The sequence below is a fragment of the Aeromonas sp. S13(2024) genome (assembly GCF_041402405.1).
GTDB lineage: Bacteria > Pseudomonadota > Gammaproteobacteria > Enterobacterales > Aeromonadaceae > Aeromonas > Aeromonas veronii.
The window spans coordinates 545418-569669 of record NZ_JBGLRA010000001.1; the positions used below are offsets into that span (position 1 = coordinate 545418).

Here is a 24252-nt window from a genome sequence, read left to right on the forward strand (position 1 = left end):
GGATGAGTGTGTCATGACGTTATTGGTTCCCCCGCTGCTCCGACGTGGCGATACCATCGCTTTTTTCTCCCCCTCCAGCGCGGCGACCGCCTGTGCTCCCAACCGTTTTGCCCGCGCAAAAGCCTTTCTTGAGGGGCAGGGCTTTAGGCTCAAGGCGGGCAGCCTCACCGGCCAGCAGGATCACTGGCGCTCCGGCTCCATCGCCGCGCGGGCCGAGGAGTTCAACGCCCTTATTCGCGACCCCGAAGTGCGCTGCATCATGTCGGTGATTGGCGGCAGCAACTCCAACTCCCTGCTGCCCTATCTCGACTTTGAGGCGCTGAGGCGCTATCCCAAGATCATCGTCGGCTACTCCGATGTGACGGCGCTGCTGCTCGGCATCCATGTCCAAACTGGCCTGGTTACCTTTTATGGCCCGGCGCTGGTGGCCTCCTTTGGCGAGTTGCCGCCGCTGGTGGATGAGACGCTGGCCAGTTTTTTACAGATTGTGCTGGCCGACGAAGCTGGCGTCCCCTGCACGTTGCCCACCCCGGCAAAGTGGAGCGATGAACGGCTGGAGTGGGAGAACCAGACCCGGGCCAAGCAGTGCCAGCCCAATCGGCTGATCTCGGTGGGCTCAGGCCGGGTTGAGGGGAGGCTGATTGGCGGCAACCTCAACACCATGGCGGGGAGCTGGGGTTCTCCCTATATGCCCGTCATCGAGCACGGCGACATTTTGCTGCTGGAGGACAGCCTGAAATCTGCCGAGACGGTGGAGCGCTCCTTTGCCCATCTCAAGCTGTGCGGGGTGTTTGATCGGATCGGCGCGCTTATCCTCGGCAAGCACGAGCTGTTCAACGATCAAGGTAGCGGCAAGCGCCCCCTCGATATCCTGCTGGAGGTGGTGGGGGAGCCGAGCTTCCCCATTCTGGCGGAGTTTGACTGCGCCCATACCCACCCCATGCTGACGTTGCCGCTGGGTATCGAGGTGGCGCTCGATCTCGACAGTCAGCAGCTCACCTTGCTGCAGCCCTGGTGGCGAGCAGAATGAGGGCGAAATGTATGTCCAACAACAAGGCCGCTTAGCGGCCTTGTCTGTTTTTGTGGGGCGTGATCAGGGCAGGGCATCGGGCCGGAAGCTGGCGCGGATCTGCGGCACCAGGCTTGAAGGGTCGAAGCCTTTCTCCTCCCCCAACACCGGATGGAGCAGAGGCTTGTCCTCGATGGGGGTGATATCCCCCGCCAGCAGTTGTCGGGTGGCCTGACCCATCTGGTAGAGCTGGCGTACCGGCGCAAACTGGGTCGCCAGATTGAGGGGGTCATCGGCGCGGGTGAAGGCCATCATGGGGATCTGGTAGGTGGCATCGCGCGCCGGCTTGTCACCGTGAATCCCCTTGCCGGCGGACATCAAAAACGGCTGGTGATCGCCAAAGGCCACCACCAGATAGCGCTTGTCCGACTGGTCGAGGGTCTTGAGCAGCCGCTCCAGCGAGGCCATGGCATCCACCACCCCTGTGTAATAGGTGTTGAGTAACTGGGTGTCGCTCTCGCTCTGGTTCGGACAGGCGCCGCTGCGCTCCTGCCCCTGATAGCGGGGGCCATCGAAGGGGCCGTGCCCCTGCATGGTGACCGCATAGGCAAACAGCGGTTTGTCATCCTGTTCGCTGCGCTTGAGCAGGTGATCGACGAGGGCATCGTCCGAGATATAGAGCCCCTTGTGCTCGAGGGTGGTGAAGCGGGTGTCGAACCAGCGCTCCTCATAGCCAAGCGCCGGGATCGCCTTGGTGCGGCCCCAAAATTTTTCCACATAGGGGTGGGCGAACAGGGTCTGGTAGCCGCTCTGTCTGGCGCTCTGGGCCAGCCCCGGCACCTGCTGCGAGAGGTAGTAGTAGGGCACCACGCCCTGCTTGAGCAAGCCCACCGGCAGGCCGGTGTTCATCTCGAACTCCGCCAGTACCGTCATGCCGCCGGTGGTGGGGGAGTGGATGGTTTTTTGCCACTGTTGCACGCTGGCGGGCAGGGAGAGGGTGGGAGCCAGGGCGCAGATCCGCCCCTTCCAGTCGAGCCAGAGCGACTCATATTGCAGCACGATCACCAGATCCCAGCGCGGCGCAATGCCCTGGGGCGGATAGCTCAGCTGTGGGGCCAGCTCGTTGATCTGCAAGGGGTAGCGAAACACGCTGCCGCTCTGCAGCATCTCGTCCACCAGATTGAACAGATAGAGGCCGGGGCCGGAGCGGATGATATCCCTGTGGTAGTTGACCGCGCGATCCACGTAGCGAATGTTGGCTCCCAGCAGCTTGTTGCCGGTCTGGGTGGCAAAGACGCACAGGGCAAAGAAGGCGACGGTGGCAGCGGCTGTGCGCAGCACCCAGCGTGACAGAGCAAAGTGCCAGCAGAGAAACAGTGCCAGCAACACGGTGAAGATGGGCAGGATGGGGTGCTGATCGAGCAGGATCCGCAGCAGCGCCAGCAGGTTGCCAAAATCATCACCCCCGAGCGGCACGCCGTAGATGGCGATCTTCATAAAGTTGGCCAGCAGACCTATGCCTGACAGCGCGGTAAAGACCAGCCCCATATAGAGGTTGAAGCCCGCCAGCGCGCAGAGGCTCCAGCCCAGCACCATGCTGCCCCAGGCCAGATAGTAGTGCTCCGGCCGAAAGCCTGACCAGAGCAGAAACTCCCCCAGCTTGAACACCACGAAGCCGTGCAACAGCACGAAGGTGAGGTTGCCGAGCAGCAGGCTGCCGATGATCCGCCAGCGCAGGCTGCGGCGCAGCTTTGGCAGCACCGTTTTGAGCACGGCGGCGCTCAGGGCCAGCACCAGCGTCAGGCTCACCACCAGATAGGTGAGGTTGAAGCCCTGCTCCGGCAGGGTTTGCAGGATCTGGCTGAAGTCGCCGCTCTCGGGGCGATCTTTGAGCAGCAGACCGATGCGCAGCTGATAACGGCTGGCCAGCGCATCGTCCGGGGCGCGCAGGGTGCTGTTGAGATCCAGAGTACAGCGGTTATTGCGGCACACCTGACGCTTATCCACCGCTTGACTGAGCTGGTCGATCCGCTCCCCCTTGTCGTTGAGCAGCTCCACCCGCACCTTGTCCCCCGCTTGCAGCGGCCCTCGCAACTGCCACTGGCTGCGCACCACCAGATAGAGGCCGCGGCTGTCGCTTTTATAGAGCAGGGCGTGGCGGGTGAGGGTGGCCAGTGGATTGTCGGCGGGGCCCAGCACCAGCGGCTGGGCGCGGCCCAGCCAGCTGCCGGGATTGATCAGCGGCAACAACAGGGTCAGCAGCAGCAATCCGCCCAGCAGGGCAAGAAGCAGAGAGGGCAGACTCAGAACGCGGGGGCGGCCTGAGGAGGGGCGATTCATATAAGCTCATCCTTTGAGCGAGTGAGGGAGAGATCGTTCATCCGCATAGAGTTTGACCCGATGGTGCGGGCCTTGTTTCAGCTTGTCAATTTAATGACCACTTAATGAATATTTGGTTACAGCTCAACCTTGCAAATTGTGATCCCGATCGAGGGGTTGTTCGGAATATGTGATGAAAGCGTCATCATGGGGTTTTGCCACTGGCTTGGGAGGGATCTGCTGTTTAGTCTCTCGATAGCGACTGGAGGTACATGTATGAATCCCAAAGTGATGGCACGTCAGGCCAGATTGCTGCGCATGCTGGAGAGCAAGGAAGAGATCCGGATCGGACGCGAGCGCGACTGCCCGCTGCCGCTGGCCCAACTGGTCAAGCTGAAGGATAGCCATCCGGCTGTGGTCAAGGTCTATCGCCACGGTCTCACCGCCGAGGTGTTTCACCTCAAGGTGGAGGGGCATCACTGGTGCCTCAAGCGGCGCCGTCAGGATTCGCTGGTGGCCAACCTCGATGGCAAGACCGCCTTTCTGACCGAGCTGGAGCGGCGACGCGAAATCGAGGCGCTGCGGGAGCTGCACCCTACCGTCCTCTCCCACGTGGTCTGCACCAGCTTCGGCTCGGCGCGGGCCGGTGTGCTGGTCTCCCCCTGGTTGCGGGGTGTGCCGGTCCACCAGCTCAACGAACGCAATCTGGCCCAGATGCTGGAGGTGCAGGGGGAGCTGGCCCGCTGGGGCTGGTTTGACTGGGACCCGAGTCCGGGCAACCTGCTCGATGACGGCGAGCAGATCTGCGTGTTCGACTTTGGCTATATGTGGACCTTCGATCCCCGCTTTGAATACAACTCCAACGGTCTGGTCGACCCGCAGTTCCATGTACCGGAGAGGTTGGAGACCCGTACCCTCTCCGGACTCTGGCTCGATGAGGCCGATCCTTTGCCGCAATTTCGCTACTGGCGCGAGCTTTGTCTGAAATGGGTGAAACGGGAGATCCACCACCTGATCCGCGAAGGGGCCAGCGCGCCCGTGCTGGCCCGCCTGCACGCCCTGCAAGGGGAGTGGAGCGCCGCGCTGGCGAGCGACGAGGCGCTGGTCGCCAACTGGTGGCGGGACATGTATCGCTGCCACCGGCTCGATGTGGCCGATGATCTGAGCGGCCAGAGCTGCGGCCCGCTCACCCTGCGTCGCCTCGACTGGTTGATGCAGGCGGTGACGGATCACTATCCGCTGCTGGTGGACAATCTCTCGCCTCAGGAGACGGAGCTCGGCCAGACCGGGCTGCTGGCCCGCTTGCAGCAGCTGCGCCGGGAAGCCTTGGCCTGTCAGCTGCCTGCCACCAGCCTTGCCTGAGCCGCAACGTAAGGGATACGCAAATGAACAGGGCGCCTTGCAGGCGCCCTGTTGCATGGCCGGAATTGCCTCGGTTGAGGGTCAGTCCAGTAACTCCTGATGGAGGCGGTTGACGATATTGCCCGCCTCGCTCTCCTTGACCAGGAAGCAGAGGTTGTGGGCGCTGGCGCCGTAGCAGATCATCCGGATGTTGTGCTCGCGCAGGGCGTCGAAGACCTGACTGCCCACCCCGTTCACTTCGCTCATCCGGTTGCCGATGAGCGCCACCAGTGCCAGACCGGTTTCCACCTCCACCTTGCAAAGCTGGCCCAGCTCGGCCAGTACCTTGTCGCTCAGGATCGGTTCGCCGTTGCTCTGGCTGCCGGTGTGATCCAGCGTCAATGACACGCTCACTTCCGAGGTAGTGATGAGGTCGACCGAGATGCGGTGACGGGCCAGAATGCCGAACACTTCGGCCAGAAAGCCGTAGGCGTGGAACATGTTGAGGCTGTGCAGGGTCACCAGCACCTGCTGGCGGCGCAGGGCGACGGCGCGAAACAGCGGGCTTGAATCTGTGCTGGCGCGGATCCAGGTACCACCGGCGGCAGGATCCTTGGCGGAGCCGACAAACACCGGAATATTCTGGCGCACCGCCGGTTGCAGGGTGGCAGGGTGCAGCACCTTGGCGCCGAAGGTGGCCATCTCGGCCGCTTCGACAAAGCTGATTTCTGGGATCGGGCGGGCGCGGGTGACGAGGCGCGGATCCGTGGTGTAGATGCCGGGCACATCGGTCCAGATCTCGATACTGGCGGCATCGAGCGCTTCGGCGAGCAGGGCTGCGCTGTAGTCAGAGCCGCCGCGCCCCAGCGTGGTGGTGCGGCCATCGCCATCGGCACCGATAAAGCCCTGGGTGATGATGAGGCTGTCGCCAAGCTGCGGGCCCAGCGTCTGCTGGCAGAGGGTTCGGGTGGTGGCCAGATCGACGGTGGCCTTGCCAAAGCGGCTGTCGGTGCGCATCAGCTGGCGCACATCCTGCCAGTGGGCCTTGACGCCGCGCTGGCGCAGCAGCTCGGTAAAGAGGCGGGTAGACATCAGCTCGCCGCAGGCGATGAGGCGATCGGCCAGCTCTGCATCGGTATGCTGGTGGGCTTGCTGGGCCATGAGGCGAATTTCGTCCAGCTGACCATGAATAAGGGCGCTCACATCAACGGGGTTGCCGAGATCGGTCAGAATGGCCTGCTGGATCCCGGCCAGTTTGGCCAGCTGCTCGTCGCGGCCCGCTTCGTCCAGCTCCCCTTGTGCCAGGGCGACCAGCAGGTTGGTGACACCGGCGCTGGCGCTCAGTACCACCACCCGGGTGGCGGGATTGGCCAGCACGATATCGGCGCAGTGATTCATGGCCGGGAAGTTGGCGACACTGGTTCCGCCAAACTTGGCGACATTGATCGGGCTCATTGCTTACTCCTGTCTTATTTTAAGATTCCGGTTCCATCGGGCAAAAAAGAGAGGAGGAGGCTGAAAATGGCAGGAATGAACGAAGCTATCCCGGCCAGAAGCACTCCACCTGCAGAGCCCATCCCGTACCGCCCCTGACAGGGCGCGGTGGGGGATGATCACTACCGATGACAACCCGGGGGATTCAGCCCCCGCAGCCGACGTTGAGGTTACCAGTCTCCTCACTCGTCTCGGCGCTGCTCCCCCTGACCCAAGTTCACCGGACGCTGGCGTCCTCCCTTGGGCTGCCTGGGCAGCGCTCCTCTTCTGGCTCCACCAGGGCGGTGGAGTGCATTTAGAAATACCCTGCGTTGGATTGCACTGTCAATCGAGTTTGTGAAAAAGTTCAAATTGTCGGCTAACTCAACGCAGAATCAATGGCTTAAGCAATGGTCTTTGACAAAACCTTGGAACGGCGCTGCCAGTTGTAGAGACGCTGGCGCGCCACCGGCAGATCTTCCACTTCCAGCGGATCGAAGCCCCGCTCCCGGAACCAGTGGATGGAGCGGGTGGTAAGCACGAACAGGCGACGGATCCCGAGCCGCTTGGCCCGCTCGGCCACCTTGGCCACCAGCTGATCCCCCCGGTTGGAGTTGCGATAGTCGGGGTGGATGGCGACGCAGGCCATCTCCGCCATCGCCTCTTCCATAAAGCAGTAGAGGGCCGCACAGCCGATGATGAGGCCATCGCGCTCTATGATGGTGAACTTGTCGATCTCCATCTCCAGCTGCTCGCGGGAGCGGCGCACCAGAATGCCTTCCTCCTCCAGCGGGCGAATGAGATCCAGAATGCCGCCGATATCCTCGATGGTAGCGGCGCGGGCCTGCTCGGCACTTTCCCGCACTATCTGGGTGCCGAGGCCGTCGCGGCTGAACAGCTCCTGCAACATGGCGCCATCATCCTGATAGCTCACCAGATGGGAGCGGGGCACCCCGCCACGGCAGGAGGCAATGGCCGCACGCAGGTAACGGGCGGTGCCGGACATCTCTTCGCCCGCCTGCTCCAGCTCAACCAGCAGCTCTTCGGCCTGTTCGGGGAAGAGCTCGGAGATGGCTTCGCCGCGTCTGTCCATCACCCCCTGGGTGCTGCTAAAGCAGATGAGCTTGTCCGCCTTGAGATCGACCGCCACCCGGCGGGCCACCTCTTCCGAGCTCAGGTTAAAGCTCTCGCCGGTGACCGAGCAGCCGATGGGGGAGATCAGCACCAGACTCTTCTGATCGAGCTGGCGGGTGATCCCCTCCACGTCGATGCGGCGCACCCGGCCGCTGTGGCAAAAGTCGATGCCATCATCCACCCCCAGCGGCTGGGCAGTGACGAAGTTGCCGCTCACCACACTGATCCGCGCCCCCTGCATGGGGGTGTTGGCGAGCCCCATGGAGAGCTGGGCGGTGATGTCGTATTGCAGGCCGCCACACACCTGTTTGATGATGGTGAAACTCTCGTCATCGGTGACCCGGATCCGCTTGTGATACTGGGCCTCGATACCGGCGCGGGCCAGCGCTTCATCGTTTTGCGGACGTGAACCAAACACCAGCACCAGGCGTATGCCCAGTGTCTGCAGCAGGGCGATATCGCTGACGATATTGGCGAAGTTGGGGTGGCAGATGGCTTCTCCCCCCATCATCAGCACAAAGGTGGCACCCCGATGCACATTGACATAGGGGGTGGATTGCCGGAAGGCATTGACCAGACTGGGTTCGCGTTCACGCACTTGATATTTCTTCCATAAAAAAACAGCGATTGGCTCAATATATGAAAATTAATTCACAAATCAAGACTAAATATTGATTTTGGCCGTTTCTGGTCTACGAGGAGCGGCTTGGCAGTGCGGATCGGGAAAGGGTGACGGACGGTGCAGATGGCCGCCGGGGCGAGCGGGGAGGGGCCCGCCGGTTGATCCGGCGCGATAAACTGCTATCTTCGATGCTCCTTTTCGTCAGCTGTGTGATTTCACAGGGTTTTATACAAGGACAGAATTCATGGAACAGATTATTTCACCGGCAGATGCCCTGCCGGGACGACGCGAAGCGATGGTGATTGGTCAGCAGCATGCGGTGAATGGCAACCCGACCCAGGGTCCCTGGCCCGAGAACATGGCGATCGCCTGGTTTGGTATGGGCTGTTTCTGGGGCGTGGAGCGCCTGTTCTGGCAGCAGCCGGGCGTCTACTCCACCGCGGCCGGATATCAGGGCGGCGTGACCCAGAATCCCACCTACAAAGAGGTGTGCAGCGGCCTGACCGGCCATGCCGAGACGGTGCAGGTGGTGTTTGATCCGGCGGTGATCAGCTATGGCGATCTGCTCAGACTGTTCTGGGAGCAGCACGATCCGGCGCAGGGGATGCGGCAGGGCGGGGACATTGGCACCCAGTATCGCTCGGTGATCTTCTATGGCGACGAGAGTCAGCAGATCATTGCCCAGCAGAGCATGGCGGCCTACCAGCAGGCGATGGCGGCAAGCGGCGACAGCCGTGCCATTACCACCCGCATTCTGCCGCTTGCGCCCTTCTACTACGCCGAGGATTATCATCAGCAATATCTGGAGAAAAACCCGGATGGCTACTGCGGATTGGGTGGCATTGGAGTCTGTTTGCCGCCCAGCCTGAACCGCTGAACAGGTTTGTAGTCGATTTCTTAATAAAAGTGAAAATAAATGGTCGGAGGAGGGAACTTATTGCGACCAGTCGGGACTAACTAGGTAGCGTCCAGGGATCGGATGCAAAGTCCAGACACATTTCTTGCCTTGATAACCGCCTGATGAATGAACGCACTGGCGGGTTGAAAATGATAGCAAGCAGGGCTGCCCACCAAGGCGGCCCTTTTCCTTATCTGCTGCTTTGAAATCTTGCGTTGGGCGGGAGAGCCGGACGGCAGATCAGCCGATGGCGCTGTCGAACAGGTTCTTGATAAGGTCGATAAACTCGATGAGGAAGGTTTTCTGTTCCGGGGTCGGGGCGCGCAGCCAGACGGCGGAGAGCACCTCTTCCAAGTCGGCGACCACGGCGTCGGCCTCCTGCATGATGGCGAAACGTACCTTGGGATCGAGCTGGGGGTTTTGCTCGCAAATGGCCATCAGGTTGCTGGCAACACGGCCACTGACCAGATCTTCGATGGTCTCTTCACCATCGTTCTGCTGCTGGGATTCAAACAATCCCAAACTCTCCACCAGATACTCGATCAGCGAGATATAGCCTTCACTTTCTACCACCATGGTTGCTGCCTCAATACAGTAACAATACGAAAATTAAGCGTATTTTAGTGGCTTGCCCTAGCTTGGCAAGCAGCAGTGCAGGCGATGGCGCGTAAAACTGACTCCGCCCCGCTCCACGCACTCCAGCCCGGTCAACGTAAAGCCATGTCGTAAAAATAGCTCATAACTGAAGGCGCTGGCCTCGGTGGTGATGAGGGTCATACCGAGCCCTCTGGCCCCTGCGAGCGCCGTGGTGAGCAGCAGATTGCCCAGTCCCTGGCGCTGATGGTCGGCGCTGACATAGAGCAGACTGAGGTGGCCATCGGGGCTCAGAGTGACAAACCCGAGGGGCACATTTGCCAGCTCCGCCACCCAGCCGTGGTGCTCGCGCAGCTGGCTGACAAAGCCTGGATGTTGTGAACCGAGGGCCCACTGCTCCACCTGCTCGGCGCTGTAGTGCTCGGGGCCGCTGCGTCGCACCGCCTGCTCAAACAGGCTCACGAGGGTGGGGATATGTGCCTCACCAAGGGGGACAATACAAAGTGCTGGACTAAGTGCTGGCGTCATAAGGTTGGGTCATCAGTGGGGGAGAGGGGGCGTGGCGCCTGTGGCCGTTTGGCTTTGGGCAGACCCGCGACAACCCGCTCATAGGAGTGGTGCACCCAGCCCTGCCACAGATCATCCGGCAAGGTGCTGTTCAGGGTCACTGTGTTCCAGTGTTGTTTGTTCATATGCCAGCCCGGTTTGACCTCGGGGTGGATCTCGCGCAGCAGCAACGCCAGCTCGGGCTCGCATTTGAGGTTGATGGTAAGCGGCTCGGCCTGCCAATCCACCAGCGCGAACATCTTGCCCGCGATGCGGTAGACCAGGATCTCCGGGCCAAACGGGGTATCTTCGGTGGCGCCCGGCAGGGTCAGCAGAAAGTGGCGCAAACGGGTCAAATCCATGGAAAGTTCTCGCGCAAGGGGTGATCCGGGTCATGTCAGGCGCATATCTATCGGCGGGCCTGTTCTGTTAATATGCGCGCAGCCGAGTATACCCCCCATCACCAAGGGAGCCTATTGGATGTTGTATCACAAGACTTTCGAACTGGGTCCCGAGAGGGATTGGGTGGTGTTTGTCCACGGCGCCGGTGGCAGCTCCTCCATCTGGTTCAAGCAGCTGCGCGCCTATCGCGAGCACTTCAACGTGCTGTTGCTGGACTTGCGCGGCCACGGCCAGTCTCACCAGCTGCAACAGGTGGTCAAGGGCCACTACAGCTTTCGGGAAGTGACCGAAGATATCGTTCGGCTGCTCGATCATCTCGATATCCGCCGCGCCCACTTTGTCGGCATCTCCCTTGGCACCATCCTTATTCGCCATCTGGCCGAGCTCTGCCCGGAGCGGGTGAAAAGCATGGTACTGGGCGGCGCCATCCTGCGGCTCGATATCCGCTCGCGGGTACTGGTGCAGTTGGGCCGACTCGGCCAGCACTTCCTGCCCTATATGTGGCTCTACCGGCTGTTTGCCTTCATCATCATGCCGCGCCAGCACCATCAGGAGTCACGCAACCTCTTTGTGCGCGAAGCCCGCAAGCTCTGCCAGAAAGAGTTCAAACGCTGGTTCCGCCTCGCCACCGAGGTTAACCCGCTGATGCGCTATTTCCGCGAATGCTCCCTGCCCATTCCCACCCTCTATGTGATGGGGGAGGAGGATCATATGTTTCTGGCTCCGGTGCGCGAACAGGTGGCCCGGGACCCCTACAGCCAGCTCGAGATCATCGAAAACTGCGGCCACGTCTGCAACGTGGAGCAGCCAGCTCACTTTAACCGGCAGTCGTTGGCGTTTATATTTAGCCAAACGGTCGTGGCATAAGCCGATTAATTTGGTAAGTTGGGCTGGGTAAAGTGGAACCTAATAGGGAAGTATCACTTGTAACCCGTTGATTGTCATTCGTGTCATATGCTTATTTGATGGTAGTAATAATGTTATCGGTTCTAGATTGTTACTCACCCTCGGTTCATTATTAAAACACGAGGGTGTATGACGAACGTTGGATGACGAATTATATAATAAAACTGTTGGTCATAATTCCTCAGCCTACAGTAAAATCAATAGTATTTATGGTTGGCTCGCTAGGGCGTAAGTTATATGGTACCCCCTTGTTTTGCCCGAATGCACCACCATAGTATTTACGTAAATCTACACCTATTTCTTTCTTGGTTTTATATTGTAAAAACATTTTATCATTGGCTATAGGAGTTTTTGAACCAGCTAACGAGTAGCCACCATCAATTTTCGATATAGGTAGGTGCTCAAGCATTTGGAAGTCGATCAAAAGATTTTTGAATTGACCTGCATCTGAAACACCCTCGATACAATTAATAAATAACAGGGCCAATTCTTTCGTTGAAAGCTGAGCTCTGAGAATACTTGTGTATTTTCTTTTTTGCTCTTTTGATAGTTTATTGTCTTCGTAATCGTTGATAACCTTTAAAGCTTGATAGAGGTTTCTAAAGTAATGACCCAATATATGGTTGTGATGCTCTTGTATATATTTGTAGAGTTCTAGTGATTCTTGTGGGGATTTCACCTTCTCGGATAGGAAATTTAATATTTCCTCAAAAACAGCACGCCCTTGTATTTTAGATGGTCTTGATTGAATTTGTAAACCAACAGTTGATTTTATGACGGTGGCTGATAATGCTTTTATTTTACTTTCCGCGTCACTTTTATAGTTTAGTTCCTCTAAGTCGACCTTCAAATTGTCAACAATATTATGATGAAGATCAATTATATTAAAAAAAGTTGTCTCTATAGCTTGAGTGCTTAAAGCATCAGCTGTTTTTTCATGTTCATGCCTTGCAAGCCTCAATTCCTGTCTCTGAATTACTATTGTTGCAATAAGACCAAATAGAGTGAAGAATGTTAAAATAGGATTTAATACGCCGCCTAAAAAATCACCGAACACACCGCCTTTGTCAGTAAAACTGATCAATGCTAAATTAATTAAAAGTAATAGCCCTGCGCAGATAATGGCACCAGATAAAATTTTATACAAAACCTTATCAAGGTTTTTCACGTTTTTTTCTTTTGGATTTTCTGAAAATAGTTCCTCAAACTGTGGATAGTTATCATCCAATATTTTATTTGCTCTTTTTAACTGGTATTTAATCCATTCTTTCATCAAATTTTTCCATAATGAAAAATGTTATAATGTAGTAATCAAACTTTCACGATTTTTCTCGGTCTTGTAAGCCGACAATAGAGATAATACCTAATAAAGTGAGGGTTCGGTTGGGCATTATGCCAAGTTTCCATCAATTTGTTCAGTAAAAAATCATCGTATATGTGGAGTTCGAATAATTTTTGACAGTGGCCGGATTTTAAGTCTGTTAGCTGCCAATAGGGGCTATCTGCAAATCAATACCCCGTCATCTCCAGATAGCCGAGTCCTTGCGCATTTCCTTCCACAGTCACAGCCCCCTCCCAGTAGTCAAAGCGGCCGGTCATGGCCTGATTGGGCTGACGGGCTTTGATGGTGAGGCTCATTCCGGCGGCGTTTAGCTGCCACTCGACGGGGTAATTTTGCCCCTTGGGGCCGCGCCAGGTGTTGCCCGGCGTAAGGCGAATCGCGTCGGGGGCGAGCACCCGGCTGCTGCCATCCCGCTCAATCAACATACCGTAGCGGTTCTCAGGCTCAGTGCGTCCCGATTTGGTGCGCAGGCGAAACAGCATCAGCTCGCGGCCATCGGCCAGTTGCAGCGAAAACCAGTCCCAGCCCGATTGCCATTCGGCCAATACCGAGCTGCTCCACTCGTGATCAAACCAGCCTTGTCCGGTGACGGTGCGGGTCTCGCCATCGCGAGTCAGGGTGCCGCGAAGAGTGAGGCGCGGGTAGGAGTAGTAAAAGGAGGCGTTGCCCGGGCTCTTCTCGCTGTAACCGGCCTTGCCTTGCAGCACCAGCGGCTTGGCGGCAGTGACGGTGAGGTTCAGCTCGCCAATCTTGCTCTGCACCTTGAGGGTGGCGGGGAACAGCGCGGCCCCTTGGGAGGCAAGCCGCCACTCCCTGAGCCAATATTGGCCGCCGCTGGCCCCCGCCAGCCCCGGCCCCTGCCGACTGGCCCGTTCATCTTGCTGGTGGCTGCCACGGTCGAGATCCGTGATGGCAAACTGGGCCAGCCAGAGTTGGGGGGTGAGCCAGGGGTTGCTGGTGCGGAGTTCTTGCTCGATACCCTGGCGAAACAGGGTCCACTGCATGCCATATTCGCGCCCCTGTTCATCCTTGAGGTTGCCGGTGAGATACCACCACTCGGAGCGGTAATCGGGGTGGGCGGCGTGATCCTCCGGCAATTGGATGGTTTGCCCCGGCAGCACCTTTTTAAAGCTGTCGCTGCCGCCGCCGAGCAGGGCGCCCAGATCGCTGGCCTGCGCGTTGCCGCTCATGGCAATCAGCGGGAGCAAGAGGACGGCGAGCCACAGGCGCCGTAAAGAGGACAAGCTTCCCCTCACCCTGGCCCTCTCCCGAAGGGAGAGGGGATGGTTCGATGTCGCACTGTGCTCTTCTCTGCGCTGACAAATGGGCGGAGAGAGGGAAGTGGTCAATGGGAGCTTCAAGCCATGATTGAGCCAGTGCGCTAACCGATATGTCATACCACTCTCCTTGCCGCATACCAGGAGGCCAGTGCGCCACATACCGGCGCCAGCAACAGGGCCGTGACCGCATGAAGGGGGGCGGCCTCGAAGGCGAGGCGCCAGCCAAAGGCGCGGGGATTGACCACCTCGATCAGCACCCAGGCGAGGCCATACCCCACCGGCAGGGCCAGCAGGGCGGTGAGCAGCCCCAACCCCGCCCCTTGCCACACCAGCAGCTGGCGGCAGTGGCGGGGGCTCAAGCCCAGACTCTGCAAGGTCTGCAGCTCGCCACGGCGCGACAACCCCAGCACCATAAAGGCCGAGCCTATGCCGACAAAGGCGATGCCGAGGATCAGCAGTTTCAATAGCTCGGTCACCACAAAGGTCTGGTCAAACACCTTGAGCGCTGCGCTGTGGATGGCGGGGGCGGAGAGCAGATTGAGCTGCTCGCCAAAGCGCTCGCGCAGGCGGTCGGCCAGCTGTTCGGGGTTGTTGCTAAAGAGGGCGAGGGATTGCACCGCTCCCGCCTCGAAGGCATGCAGGATCTGCCCCTTGTCGCTGCCGTAGTCCTGATAGACACCGGTGACGGTGAACTGTCTTGGCCCCTGCTCGCCGCTGATCGCCAACCTCTGGCCCACCTTGACCCCGAGGCGCACCGTCAGCGGTTCGCTCGCCAGCACCTCGTCGGGGTGGGTCGGCCAGCGTCCGGCCAGTAGCGGATAGGCCGCTTTAAGCTGGGGGATAAAGTCCATCTGCGCCCACTCGATGGGCTGCCCCTGCCAGCGGGCGGGGTGTACCGAGCGGCGCGAGGCGGCGCTCACCAGCGGGTTGGTGAGCAGGGTCTTAAGGGTTGTGTCGCTCAAGGTGCCCTTGTTGCCCGCCACCCCCTTGGGGGCGGTGACATAGAGATCGGCGGCCAGACGCTGGCCGAGCCAGATCTCCACGCTTGAGCGAAAACTCGACACCATGACCCCGATGCCGATGGCCGCCGCGATGGCCAGCTGCAGCGCCATCACCGCGATGGCGGTGCGATCGAGGTGATAGAGGGTTTCGGCCACCCCGAGCCGGGCCGTGAGGGGGCCGCCCGCGCGCCGTCGCAGCCAGCCAAGCAGGCCGCGCAGGGCATCGGGCAGCCAGAGCGCCATGGCCAGCAGCCAGCCGCCGGCGATAAAGAGGGCGCCACTCAGACCCGTTTGCGGCAACCACAGGCACAGAGCGCACAGCAGCAAGATGGCGATGGCCAGCACGCGCCGTCGCCATGGGTGAGCGGGGGGACGGCTGCTTCCGGCACGCAGTTCGAGAGGGGATTGGCGCAGCAGTTGCCACCAGCCGGGCAGGTTGGCGGCCAGCGTGCCGAGCAGCCCGATCAACAGCGCTTTGAACAGGCTCACAGGAGAGAGGCGCAACAGATCGATGGGGTTGGGCCCATAGAGATCGGCCAGCGCCTGGGTGAGCTGTCCCATCATTGCCAGCGCCAACAGGCTGCCGAGCAGCACCCCGAGCAGGGTGCCGATGGTGGCAAGAATAAGCAGCTCAAGGATGAGCCAGCGGAGTACCCGACTCGGCCCCATCCCCAGAATGATCAACTGGGCCAGCTGGGGGCGGCGCACGCTCTGCACAAATCGCTGGGCGTTGAACACCAGAAACAATCCCACCGCCATGGCGAGCAATGAGAGCGCCGTCAGGTTAAGGGCCAGTGCATCACCAAGCTGGCTGGCATCGAGCGCCGGGCTGATGGGCTCAAGCCACAAGGGCTGGTTCGGGTAATCGGTTTGCAGGGTGGCCTGCAGGGTGCGAGCTTCTGATTCGCTTAGCTTGAAGACGATGCGATCGAGCCGACCCGCTTTATCCAGCAGCGGTTGGGCGAGGCCGATGTCGGTTATAAGCAGTCGTTCCATGGGCACGGCGCCCGGTTCAAACGTGCCCGCCAGCGTCAGGGTCAGGGTTCGGGCGCCATCGCTGCCGCCCAATACAAAACGGCGGCTCTGGCCCGCTTGCCAGCCAAGGCGCTCTGCTTCGGGGGTCGCCAGCCAGATGCTGTCAGCACGGTTGAGGGAAAAGGCGGGTTCACTCGCGGAGTGGGCGCCAAACAACTGGCGCAGGGGGCCGGGGTTGAAGAGATCCATCCCCAACAGCTGAAAGCTGCGCCCCTCTTCATCCTTGAGCCAGCCATGGAGCTGGGGCATGGCATCGAGGGCTGGCTGGCTGGTCACCAGCTGCACGTAAAGCTGCTCATCCAGCCCGCCAATGGGGGCCAGCCGGTAGTTGGCTTCCCCTGCCAGCTGGCTGCGGGCTGCGACAAAGTTGGTGCGGGCACTGTGATTGAGCAGCTCGATGGCCACCACCAGCGATACCCCCAATACCAGCCCGGCCAGACTCATCAGCAGCAACCAGGGGTGACTGCGATAGAGGCGCAGCAGCGCTTTGAGTGGCAGCATCAGCGTGCCCCCGACAGACGCAGTCGCTGTTTAGTCATGACGGGGCCCCTTGAGCTCGATAAGTTGCCCCCCTTCGAGGCGAAGCACCCTGTCGGCCAGCGCGGCGTAGGCCGGGTTGTGGCTCACCAGCAGCAAACCTGCGCCCGTGTCCCGCACCGCCGCCACCATCAACGCCATCACCTGTTCGGCATTGTGCTCATCGAGGCTGCCGGTGGGTTCGTCGGCGAGCAGCCAACTAGGTTGATGGATGAGGGCGCGGGCCAGCGCCACCCGCTGTCGCTGACCGCCGGAGAGCTGCTCCGGCCAGGCATGGCGCTTGTGGCTCATATCGAGCCGCTGCAGCAACTGGTCAATCTTTGTCTCATCCGGTGGCAGAGCGTTGATGGCGAGCGGCAGGGCCAGATTCTCGGCCACGTTCAGGGTCGGCAGCAGGTTGAAATCCTGATAGACGATACCGAAATGGCGGCCCCGCAGGCGCGCCCGCTCGTCGGGGGAGCGGGTGTCGATCCGGGTCTCCCCCAGCCAGATCTCCCCCTCGTCCGGTGCAATCAGCCCGGCGATCAGATTGAGCAGGGTGGACTTGCCGCAGCCGCTTTGGCCCAGCAGCAGGGTGATCTCGCCAGCGGGGAGGGCGAGATCGAGATGGTGGAACAGCGGCAGTCGTTCACTGCCGTTATCGAAACTCTTGCAGAGGTTGCGCAGGGTCAGCATGGGATAACCGTTTGATGGTCAATGGCTTTCATCATGCTTGGTACGCTAGCACGGCCAGCATTGATCAACACCCCTTACGGTTGATCAAGAGTGCCAGTTAGTGATCAAGGCGGCAAAAGAGCAGTGGATCCTCGCTGGATCCCGCTTGCCCGAGGTGGTTAGAATAGGGGCTTCCATGGGTCACAGGATGAGCAAGGATGTTACACAAGCAAGTCAGTTTTATCATCGATAGCAAGGGCAACAAGCAGGCTGCCGTCGTCCCCATCGAGATCTACAACGAGCTGATGACCCTGCAAAAGGCACTCTCCGACAACCGGCCGGGGGAGCGCGAGCTCTACCACTTCAACGGCAAGGGGGCCGAGGCCCACGGTTATCCGGTGGGCAAGCGGCAAAATCCGGGCTTTATGGTGCTGGCCGGTTCTACCGCCAATGGCGAGGATGCTGCCTCTCTGCGTGAAGCAGTGATCGAGCTGCGTCACGAGCTGCTGGAGAAGGGGGTCATAGTGCCCCGCAGTCAGGGCGGCTTTGTCTTTACCGCCGATCAGCTGTTCAACAGCCCGAGTCTGGCCGCCAGTCTGGTGGCGGGCAATAACCGCAGCGGTCTGGATGCCTGGCAAAACAGCGCAGGCTATACCCTCAAGCAGTCGGGTTTCGGCAAGAAATAATCCCGCGTTTCGACAGCAAACTAATTAAGTGTTAATTGACCTGGATGAATTTTTCTTTTCATCCAGGTGCTAGCATCGTTGCCAGACGGTTCTAAAAGGAAGAGACCATGTCTGCGCTTACCCCTGTTATTTTGCTGCTTTCCCTGTTTATCCCTCCCGCCCATGCCAGTAGTGGCCCTGTTCTGTTGACATCCTCCGCCCTCGGACTTTTTTGTGTCGGATTGTTTGTGTTGGCCTACGCCCTGGTGATGGCTGAAGAGTATCTGCAACTGCGCAAGTCCAAACCCGTGCTGGTGGCCGCCGGGGTGATCTGGATCCTGATCGGTATCGCCTATGCACAGCAGGGGATGAGTCCGGCGGCCGAGCAGGCCTTCCGCCATACCTTGCTGGAATATGCCGAGCTGATGCTGTTCCTGCTGGTGGCGATGACCTATATCAACGCCATGGAGGATCGGCGGCTGTTCGATGCCCTGCGCGCCTGGCTGGTGCGATCCGGCTTTCACTTGCGCACCCTGTTCTGGTTGACCGGCGGGCTTGCCTTCTGTATTTCGCCGGTGGCAGACAACCTGACCACAGCGCTCTTGATGTGCGCCGTGGTGTTGAAGGTGGCCAACGGTGATCGGCGTTTTGTCAATCTTGCCTGCATCAACATAGTGATCGCCGCCAATGCCGGAGGGGCGTTCAGTCCCTTTGGCGATATCACCACCCTGATGGTGTGGCAGGCGGGCAAGGTGCAATTTGGCCAGTTCTTCACCCTGCTGATCCCCTCTCTGCTCAATTTTCTGGTACCGGCCATCCTGATGAGCCTGATGGTGCCGCGCCATGTGCCGGAGGCTGATAACGAGGTGGTCGATCTCAAGCGGGGAGCCCGCCGCATCGTCGCACTGTTCTTGCTGACCATCATCACGGCAGTGCTATGCCACAGTTTCCTCCATCTGCCGCCCGTGCTCGGCATGATGCTGGGGCTCGGTTATCTGCAGTTTTTCGGCTTCTATTTGCGCAAGTCGCTGCCGCGATCCCTTGCCCGCAAGCGTGCGCTCTATGAACGCAATGGTGATGAGGTGCGGTTGCGCAGTCTGGGTTCTGTGGTGCCATTTGACGTGTTCAACAAGGTGGCCAAGGCGGAGTGGGATACCCTGCTCTTCTTCTACGGGGTGGTGATGTGTGTAGGGGGGCTGGGCTTTATGGGCTATCTGGAGCTGGTGTCACACTGGTTGTATGACGCTGGGGATCCCACCATGGCTAATATCTTCATCGGGGTCTTGTCCTCCGTCATCGACAACATTCCCGTGATGTTTGCCGTGCTGTCGATGAACCCGGATATGGCACTGGGGCAGTGGCTGCTGGTGACCCTGACCGCCGGAGTGGGCGGCAGCCTGCTCTCCATCGGCTCTGCGGCCGGGGTGGCCCTGATGGGACAGGCCCACGGCATGTATACCTTTTTTGGCCACCTGAAGTGGCTGCCTGCCATCTTGCTCGGTTATCTGGTGAGCATAGGGGCGCACCTCTGGCTCAACAGTGCCCAGTTCTGAACGTCTGGGCGCCAGTACGAGCCAATACGAAAAGAGGCTTCCGTTGACGGAAGCCTCTTTCGTTTTCCCTGACAGGTGGCGGGTGATCAATCGCCTCGCTTGCCGGTCAGCAGCCAGTAACTCAGGGTGGAGCCCACGCCGCAGCAGGCGATGGCGATGGCCATCGGTAGCGGCGAGTGGGGCGGATTGAGGTTGACCAGAATACCGACCAGGGCGCCGATGCCAAAGCGCAGGGTGCCCGCCAGTGCCGATGCGGTGCCCGCAGATTGCGGGAAGTGGCCCATCAGGCCGGTCATGGCGTTGGCGCCCACCAGACTGATATGGCCGACAAACAGTACCACCGGAATGACGATGCCCCACAGGCCGCCGGTCTGGCTCCAGGCGTTATAGACCAGCAGGGCGCCCGCGCAGGGCAGCACCAGCAGACCGTATTGCAGCATCCGCTCGGCGCCCACCCCTTTCACCAGTCTGCTGTTGACGAAGGTGACCACCATCATCAGCAGGATATTGAGGCCAAACAGCCAGCCGTAGTGCTCGGTCGGCACCTTGAAGTACTCGATATAGACGTAAGGGGAGCCGCTTAAGAAAGCGAACATGCCGGAGCTGGAGAGGGAGCCGCACAGCACATAACCCATGGCGCCGCGATGAGAGAGCACCCCCCAGTAGTTCTTGAGGATCTGGCCGATCTTGAGCGGCTGACGGTGCTCCGGTTTCAGGGTCTCCTGAATTTTCCACTGCATCACCAGACAGATCAGCAGGCTGATCCCCACCAGCAGCCAGAAGATCACCCGCCAGTCGGCGTGGGCACTGATATAGCCGCCCACCACTGGGGCCACCAGCGGCGCCAGCGTCATCACCAGAATGACGAATGACATGGCGCGGGAAAACGCATCCTTCTCGAACAGATCGCGCAGCAGGGCATTGACCACCACAGAGCCCGCCGCGCCGCCCGCCGCCTGCAACATCCGATAGGCCAGCAATTCAGGCAGGGAGTCCGCCATGGCACAGCCCACCGAGGCGATGGCAAACATCACCAGCCCCGCCAGGATCACCGGCTTGCGGCCATAGCTGTCGGCCAGCGGGCCGTAGAAGAGCTGGCCGATGGCAAAGCCGCCCAGAAAGGCGCTGATGGTGAGCTGGGCGCCGTCGATGCTGGTGGCCAGATCCCGGGCGATGGCCGGAATGGCCGGCAGATACATATCCACCGCCAGCGGGGTCAGACCCGCCAGAGCACCGAGCAGGATAAACAGGAAACGGGGGGAGAGGGCGGCAGCCTGAGCTGTTGGCGATTGGGGCATAGGGTGTCCAGTTGATGCGAAACGTCGGGTTGAAAAGCGCGAAAAAAGCAGTCTATCAGTTTTGTCGCGGCTATGGATCCGGTATGGCGAGCCAGAGTCCGGGCTCGGCGGCAAAGCGTGGGGCAAACCAGTGCTGGCGCACCGCAGTGGGCATTTCGCTCGCGGCGATGGGGCGGCGACTGAGACGGCAGGCTCCCTGAGAGAGCGCCAGCGCCGCATCCCCCTTGTACCAGCCATCGGTGACGGCCAAGGCCGTGGTTTCGCGCAGCAGCCGCACTCCCCACTGGGTCACCAGCGCCGGGCACGTTTTTTCTGCCAGCCTTGCTGCCTGCACCATGGCGGGCGGACGGGGCAGGGTGAAGATCGCGCCGAGCAGCAGCAATCCGGCCACTCTTGCCAGCTTCTCGCCACGGCGCGGCAGCCAACCTGCCAGCAGCACGATACCGAGCAGGGTGACGGGGGCCAGATGGCGGGGATTGTCGGGATTCTGGCCAAACAGGGTCCAGACCAGCAGGGCGAGCCAGTAGAGCGTCCAGAGTGGGGAGAGGGCCGCTGTGTGCCCTTTTGAGCGTTGCCAGAGTGGCAGCATCAGCAAGGCTCCCATCAACAGGGGCCAGAGCGGGGTGAGCTGATCGTTGAAGGTGCGGGCCCAGCTCTGCAGCCGATCGCCGTGGGCCGCCGCCGTGTTGCCCCACAGGGTAAAGTGGCCGTCGGTAAAGCGCCGCCCCTCGCCAAAATAGGCCCAGCCATCGGCTTGCCAGACAAAGAGCAAGCTGATAAGCCCCACCAGCACGATGGGAAGCACAAACCTGACACGCGTTCCCTGCTGTGCCATCCCCAGCCACAAGGGCAGCAGCGCCAGCACAAAATAGGAGGGGCGCAGCGCCAGCATAAGGCCCAGCAGCAAACCCGCCAGCGCAATTCTGCGCTGCTGCAAGGCCAGCAGCGACCCAAGCCAGGCGGCGAGCGCCGGCCCGTCCGAGAGGCCGGAGAGGGCGAGCGTCGGGGTGAGCGGCAGTGCCAGTACCAGCAACCAGACTGGAGCGAGCAGGCTGGACCGTTGCCACAATCTCACCGCCAGCAAGGCAGCGAACGGTGCCAGCAAACTGCTACCCAAGAGGCTTGCCCACTGCACTGCGCGGGCCGGATCGTCCACCGTCAGATTGATCAGCCGCGCCAGCCAGATAAAGGCGGGGTAGCCCGGAAAGTGGGGGGAGAACTCCAGCACGCTAAAGCGCGTCACCCCGTGGGCGAAATTGAGGGCATCGTCGGAATCGAGGGCCACCGGGAAGGCCAGCAACCAGCCGAGCCAGGCCAGTTGCAGCAGAATGAGCAGCCAAATGGTGATGGAGCAGGGGGAAGGCCAACGCCGGGCCGTTACCTTACCCCTCATCCCCAGCCCTTCTCCCGCCAGGGGAGAAGGGGGCAAACCGGCGTCCGGGTGCATTTATCGGCAGGCCGTGCGTAGGGTGGGTAGAGCGCAGCGAAACCCACCGTTTGTCACAGCGAGGTGGCGCAATGATTGGCAGGTTGCCATCAAAGCGGCGCCAGCACGGCCATCAGCGCTTTTTCTGCATCGCTAAAGGCGGCGGCATCGGCGGGCTTGGCGCCCACCCCGAATACCCCCGGGTTGCCGATGGCATCCAGCACCCTGGCCAGCGCCTGCTCGGCCGCCTTGCGATCCCCTTCACTGAGGGAGGGGAGGATCAAGTCGAGGAAGCGCTTGCTCTTGACCACCAGCACCTTGGCGGTCTGGTAGTCGCCAAGATTCTGGCTGGCCCCTTCGAGGCGGCGTTCGATCTCCGCCTTGTAGGCGCGGTTGAGCAGGGCTGCGGTGGCGGCAGCGTCTTTCCCCTTGATGGCGGCGGCCAGTGGCCCTTGCAGCTCTACCTTGTGATGCTGCTCCAGATAGGCCAGCTCCTCGGCAATTTCGCTCAAGGTGGCGCTGGCATCCTTGCCGTCAGTGGCGGCGCCCAGCAGCGCTTCGCGTGCATCGATCAGTGGCTCCTTGCCGGCGGCGGCGTAGGAGTAAGCCTGCGCCTGCCCGCTGAGTGTCAGCAGCAGGGTGAGGGCGAGTAAACCCGGGCGGATGGTCATCCTGTTCTCCTTACTTAATGCCAAGAGGCTATGCCAATGGCGCGGCCATCAGGCCACGCTCTGGGTTTCGATTACGGTATTTTCGTTGCGATGGTTGAAGATGGCGTGGCGTCTGTCCACCCCGTCGATCACCATGTCAGCGGCCATCATCCCCATCTCCATGGCGGTGTCGGTGAAGATGTAGCGGAATGTCCCCTGACGGCCGGTCATGATGAGGTTACTGATGGGCATCAGCGCCTTGATGGCTTCGTTGCGGCGAGCCTGATAGCCCAAATCCATCAGCGGATAGGCGTATTCGCTACGTGCTTCAAAAGTTTCATCGCCAAGCTTGGCGGTATCGACGCCAAGGCTCGCCAGATCAGCGGTGACCCGACCGCGCAGATCAGAGAGCGGCGCTTGCCAGGTGGCATCCCCCGGATTGCAGGGGATCTCCAGCATCACCGAGGTTTGGCCTTGGGGCGCCATAAAGGGGCTACGGCGGCGCGGCTCCTGCAAACGGGTGGCCAGAATATGGGGGTCGGAGAGGTACTGCCAGGTGTTGTCCGACAGGTTCTCCTGCTTGAGCGGCATATTGACGAAGCGAAGCGACCGGTAGTGCAGATCGCACGGCACGCCCAGATGCTGGCAGGTGAGCGGCAGCGGCAGGGTGGAGATCACCTGATCAAAGCGCTCGCTCAGCTCAACGTCATCTTGTTTCCAATACACCCGTTCGATGCGGCCATCGGCCTGCTCAAGGCGGGTGATGGTAGCGCCGGTTTTGAGCGCAACGCCCTCTGCCACCAGTCGCTCCCCCAGAGTGGTGAAGATCTGGCCAAAGCCATACTTTGGATAACGGTATTTGCGGGCATAGGTGCGCACCGAGATACTGCCGTTGCGTCTTGGCAGCAGGCGGCGGGCCACGTCTTTGAGATCGATCAAGCTGATACGCTGACCGGCCCAGTCGGCGGAGAGCTGGTCCGGATTGATGCCCCACAGCTTGCCGGTGTAGCCCTCGAAGAACTGGCGATAGAGGGTGCGGCCGAAGTGACTCTGGATCCACTCGGCAAAGCTCGCCTTGGCAAAATCGGTGGGCTTCTTGGCAAAAGGCAACAGCAGCAAGTCTTTCACGGCACCGGCCATCAGGGCCAGCGGCGCTGTTTTTAGCAGGTTGGGCAGGTTCAGGGGGTAGTCATAGGTGCGCCCGCCAAAGCGGATCACGCTCTTGCGCTCGGCGTGGAGCAGGTCATCCCCCATCAGCTCGTCGATAAAGGCGAGCAGCTCGGGGTTTTTGGTGATAAAGCGGTGGCCGCCGTAGTCAAAGCGATACTCCCCATCGCGCCCCTTGAAGGTCTGGGTGGCGCACATGCCACCGACCACCGGCTCCTGCTCGAACAGGGTGACGGCAAAACCGGCGCGGCGCAGGCGCCAGGCCGCCATCAAACCGGCGGGGCCAGCGCCCAGCACTGCAATGCTTTTCTTGTTGTTATCGCTCATGACCTATTCCGAAACTGCTTGATAGATAAGGGAACCGCGCCAAGGCGCGGCTCCCGAATAGTGTTGTTACCCT

20 protein-coding genes and 1 riboswitch are annotated in these 24252 nt (G+C 60.4%); of the genes, 6 read left to right on the plus strand and 14 right to left on the minus strand.

Annotated elements, in window-relative coordinates; genetic code table 11:
• Positions 1–13: 13 nt before the first annotated feature.
• The gene (locus tag ACB042_RS02445; RefSeq protein WP_371177710.1) at positions 14–1030 is read left to right on the plus strand and encodes a S66 peptidase family protein; all 1017 of its coding nucleotides are present in this window, start codon (positions 14–16) and stop codon (positions 1028–1030) included.
• A 63-nt stretch (positions 1031–1093) separates the two neighbouring features.
• On the opposite strand, the gene ACB042_RS02450 is transcribed toward ACB042_RS02445, so the two are convergent.
• On the minus strand, positions 1094–3349 hold the full coding sequence (locus ACB042_RS02450) for an LTA synthase family protein (RefSeq protein WP_371177711.1): 2256 nt from the start codon (positions 3347–3349) through the stop codon (positions 1094–1096).
• Between the two features lie 255 nt (positions 3350–3604).
• Between ACB042_RS02450 and ACB042_RS02455 the strand changes: the two genes are divergently transcribed.
• Complete coding sequence (locus ACB042_RS02455; RefSeq protein WP_371177712.1) at positions 3605–4690, plus strand: hypothetical protein; 1086 nt, start codon at positions 3605–3607, stop codon at positions 4688–4690.
• An 81-nt stretch (positions 4691–4771) separates the two neighbouring features.
• On the opposite strand, the gene lysC is transcribed toward ACB042_RS02455, so the two are convergent.
• Positions 4772–6124, minus strand: a complete 1353-nt coding sequence (gene lysC, locus ACB042_RS02460) for a lysine-sensitive aspartokinase 3 (RefSeq protein WP_019446161.1) — start codon at positions 6122–6124, stop codon at positions 4772–4774.
• Between the two features lie 90 nt (positions 6125–6214).
• Positions 6215–6438: riboswitch (Lysine riboswitch) on the minus strand.
• A gap of 107 nt (positions 6439–6545) precedes the next feature.
• A complete protein-coding gene (gene argA, locus ACB042_RS02465; RefSeq protein WP_005345063.1) occupies positions 6546–7874 on the minus strand; it encodes an amino-acid N-acetyltransferase in 1329 nt (442 codons plus the stop codon).
• A 268-nt stretch (positions 7875–8142) separates the two neighbouring features.
• Here argA and msrA point away from each other — a divergent pair, with 268 nt between their 5' ends.
• Positions 8143–8775: a peptide-methionine (S)-S-oxide reductase MsrA gene (gene msrA, locus ACB042_RS02470; RefSeq protein ID WP_005333739.1), complete on the plus strand. Its 633-nt coding sequence runs from the start codon at positions 8143–8145 to the stop codon at positions 8773–8775.
• Between the two features lie 261 nt (positions 8776–9036).
• Here msrA and ACB042_RS02475 read toward each other — a convergent pair whose 3' ends face one another.
• The 3 genes from ACB042_RS02475 to ACB042_RS02485 are packed head-to-tail and all read right to left on the minus strand — an operon-like array spanning position 9037 to position 10298.
• The gene (locus tag ACB042_RS02475; RefSeq protein ID WP_005333735.1) at positions 9037–9372 is read right to left on the minus strand and encodes a DUF3802 family protein; all 336 of its coding nucleotides are present in this window, start codon (positions 9370–9372) and stop codon (positions 9037–9039) included.
• A gap of 57 nt (positions 9373–9429) precedes the next feature.
• Complete coding sequence (locus tag ACB042_RS02480; protein WP_371177713.1) at positions 9430–9918, minus strand: GNAT family N-acetyltransferase; 489 nt, start codon at positions 9916–9918, stop codon at positions 9430–9432.
• Complete coding sequence (locus ACB042_RS02485; RefSeq protein WP_005333730.1) at positions 9915–10298, minus strand: MmcQ/YjbR family DNA-binding protein; 384 nt, start codon at positions 10296–10298, stop codon at positions 9915–9917. Before ACB042_RS02485 ends, ACB042_RS02480 begins: the two co-directional genes overlap by 4 nt.
• 118 nt (positions 10299–10416) lie before the next feature.
• On the opposite strand from ACB042_RS02485, the gene ACB042_RS02490 reads away from it, so the two are divergent.
• Complete coding sequence (locus tag ACB042_RS02490) at positions 10417–11205, plus strand: alpha/beta fold hydrolase (RefSeq protein ID WP_371177714.1); 789 nt, start codon at positions 10417–10419, stop codon at positions 11203–11205.
• Between the two features lie 220 nt (positions 11206–11425).
• Here the strand turns inward: ACB042_RS02490 and ACB042_RS02495 are convergent, their stop codons facing one another.
• The 4 genes from ACB042_RS02495 to ACB042_RS02510 all read right to left on the minus strand — a co-directional run bounded on the left by ACB042_RS02495 (position 11426) and on the right by ACB042_RS02510 (position 17114).
• On the minus strand, positions 11426–12517 hold the full coding sequence (locus ACB042_RS02495; protein ID WP_371177715.1) for a putative phage abortive infection protein: 1092 nt from the start codon (positions 12515–12517) through the stop codon (positions 11426–11428).
• Positions 12518–12753: 236 nt separating this feature from the next.
• A complete protein-coding gene (locus ACB042_RS02500; protein ID WP_371177825.1) occupies positions 12754–13794 on the minus strand; it encodes a lipocalin-like domain-containing protein in 1041 nt (346 codons plus the stop codon).
• A gap of 185 nt (positions 13795–13979) precedes the next feature.
• A complete protein-coding gene (locus ACB042_RS02505; protein WP_371177716.1) occupies positions 13980–16403 on the minus strand; it encodes an FtsX-like permease family protein in 2424 nt (807 codons plus the stop codon).
• Positions 16404–16433: 30 nt separating this feature from the next.
• The gene (locus ACB042_RS02510; protein ID WP_338774637.1) at positions 16434–17114 is read right to left on the minus strand and encodes an ABC transporter ATP-binding protein; all 681 of its coding nucleotides are present in this window, start codon (positions 17112–17114) and stop codon (positions 16434–16436) included.
• A 197-nt stretch (positions 17115–17311) separates the two neighbouring features.
• On the opposite strand from ACB042_RS02510, the gene ACB042_RS02515 reads away from it, so the two are divergent.
• Positions 17312–17779 carry a DUF4357 domain-containing protein gene (locus ACB042_RS02515; RefSeq protein WP_005333716.1) on the plus strand — a complete coding sequence of 156 codons (468 nt, stop codon included), beginning with the start codon at positions 17312–17314 and terminating at the stop codon, positions 17777–17779.
• A gap of 107 nt (positions 17780–17886) precedes the next feature.
• Positions 17887–19311 (plus strand): sodium:proton antiporter NhaD, encoded by a 1425-nt coding sequence (gene nhaD / locus ACB042_RS02520; protein ID WP_371177717.1) that lies wholly within the window; start codon positions 17887–17889, stop codon positions 19309–19311.
• Between the two features lie 86 nt (positions 19312–19397).
• Here the strand turns inward: nhaD and ACB042_RS02525 are convergent, their stop codons facing one another.
• From ACB042_RS02525 to ACB042_RS02540, 4 genes are all read right to left on the minus strand, one after another.
• Positions 19398–20609 (minus strand): Bcr/CflA family multidrug efflux MFS transporter, encoded by a 1212-nt coding sequence (locus ACB042_RS02525; protein ID WP_076491839.1) that lies wholly within the window; start codon positions 20607–20609, stop codon positions 19398–19400.
• Positions 20610–20679: 70 nt separating this feature from the next.
• Positions 20680–21945 (minus strand): hypothetical protein, encoded by a 1266-nt coding sequence (locus ACB042_RS02530; protein WP_371177826.1) that lies wholly within the window; start codon positions 21943–21945, stop codon positions 20680–20682.
• A gap of 200 nt (positions 21946–22145) precedes the next feature.
• Positions 22146–22706 carry a hypothetical protein gene (locus ACB042_RS02535; RefSeq protein ID WP_371177718.1) on the minus strand — a complete coding sequence of 187 codons (561 nt, stop codon included), beginning with the start codon at positions 22704–22706 and terminating at the stop codon, positions 22146–22148.
• 48 nt (positions 22707–22754) lie between these two features.
• Positions 22755–24179, minus strand: coding sequence for an NAD(P)/FAD-dependent oxidoreductase (locus ACB042_RS02540; RefSeq protein ID WP_371177719.1), 1425 nt, complete (start codon positions 24177–24179; stop codon positions 22755–22757).
• Positions 24180–24252: the final 73 nt, after the last annotated feature.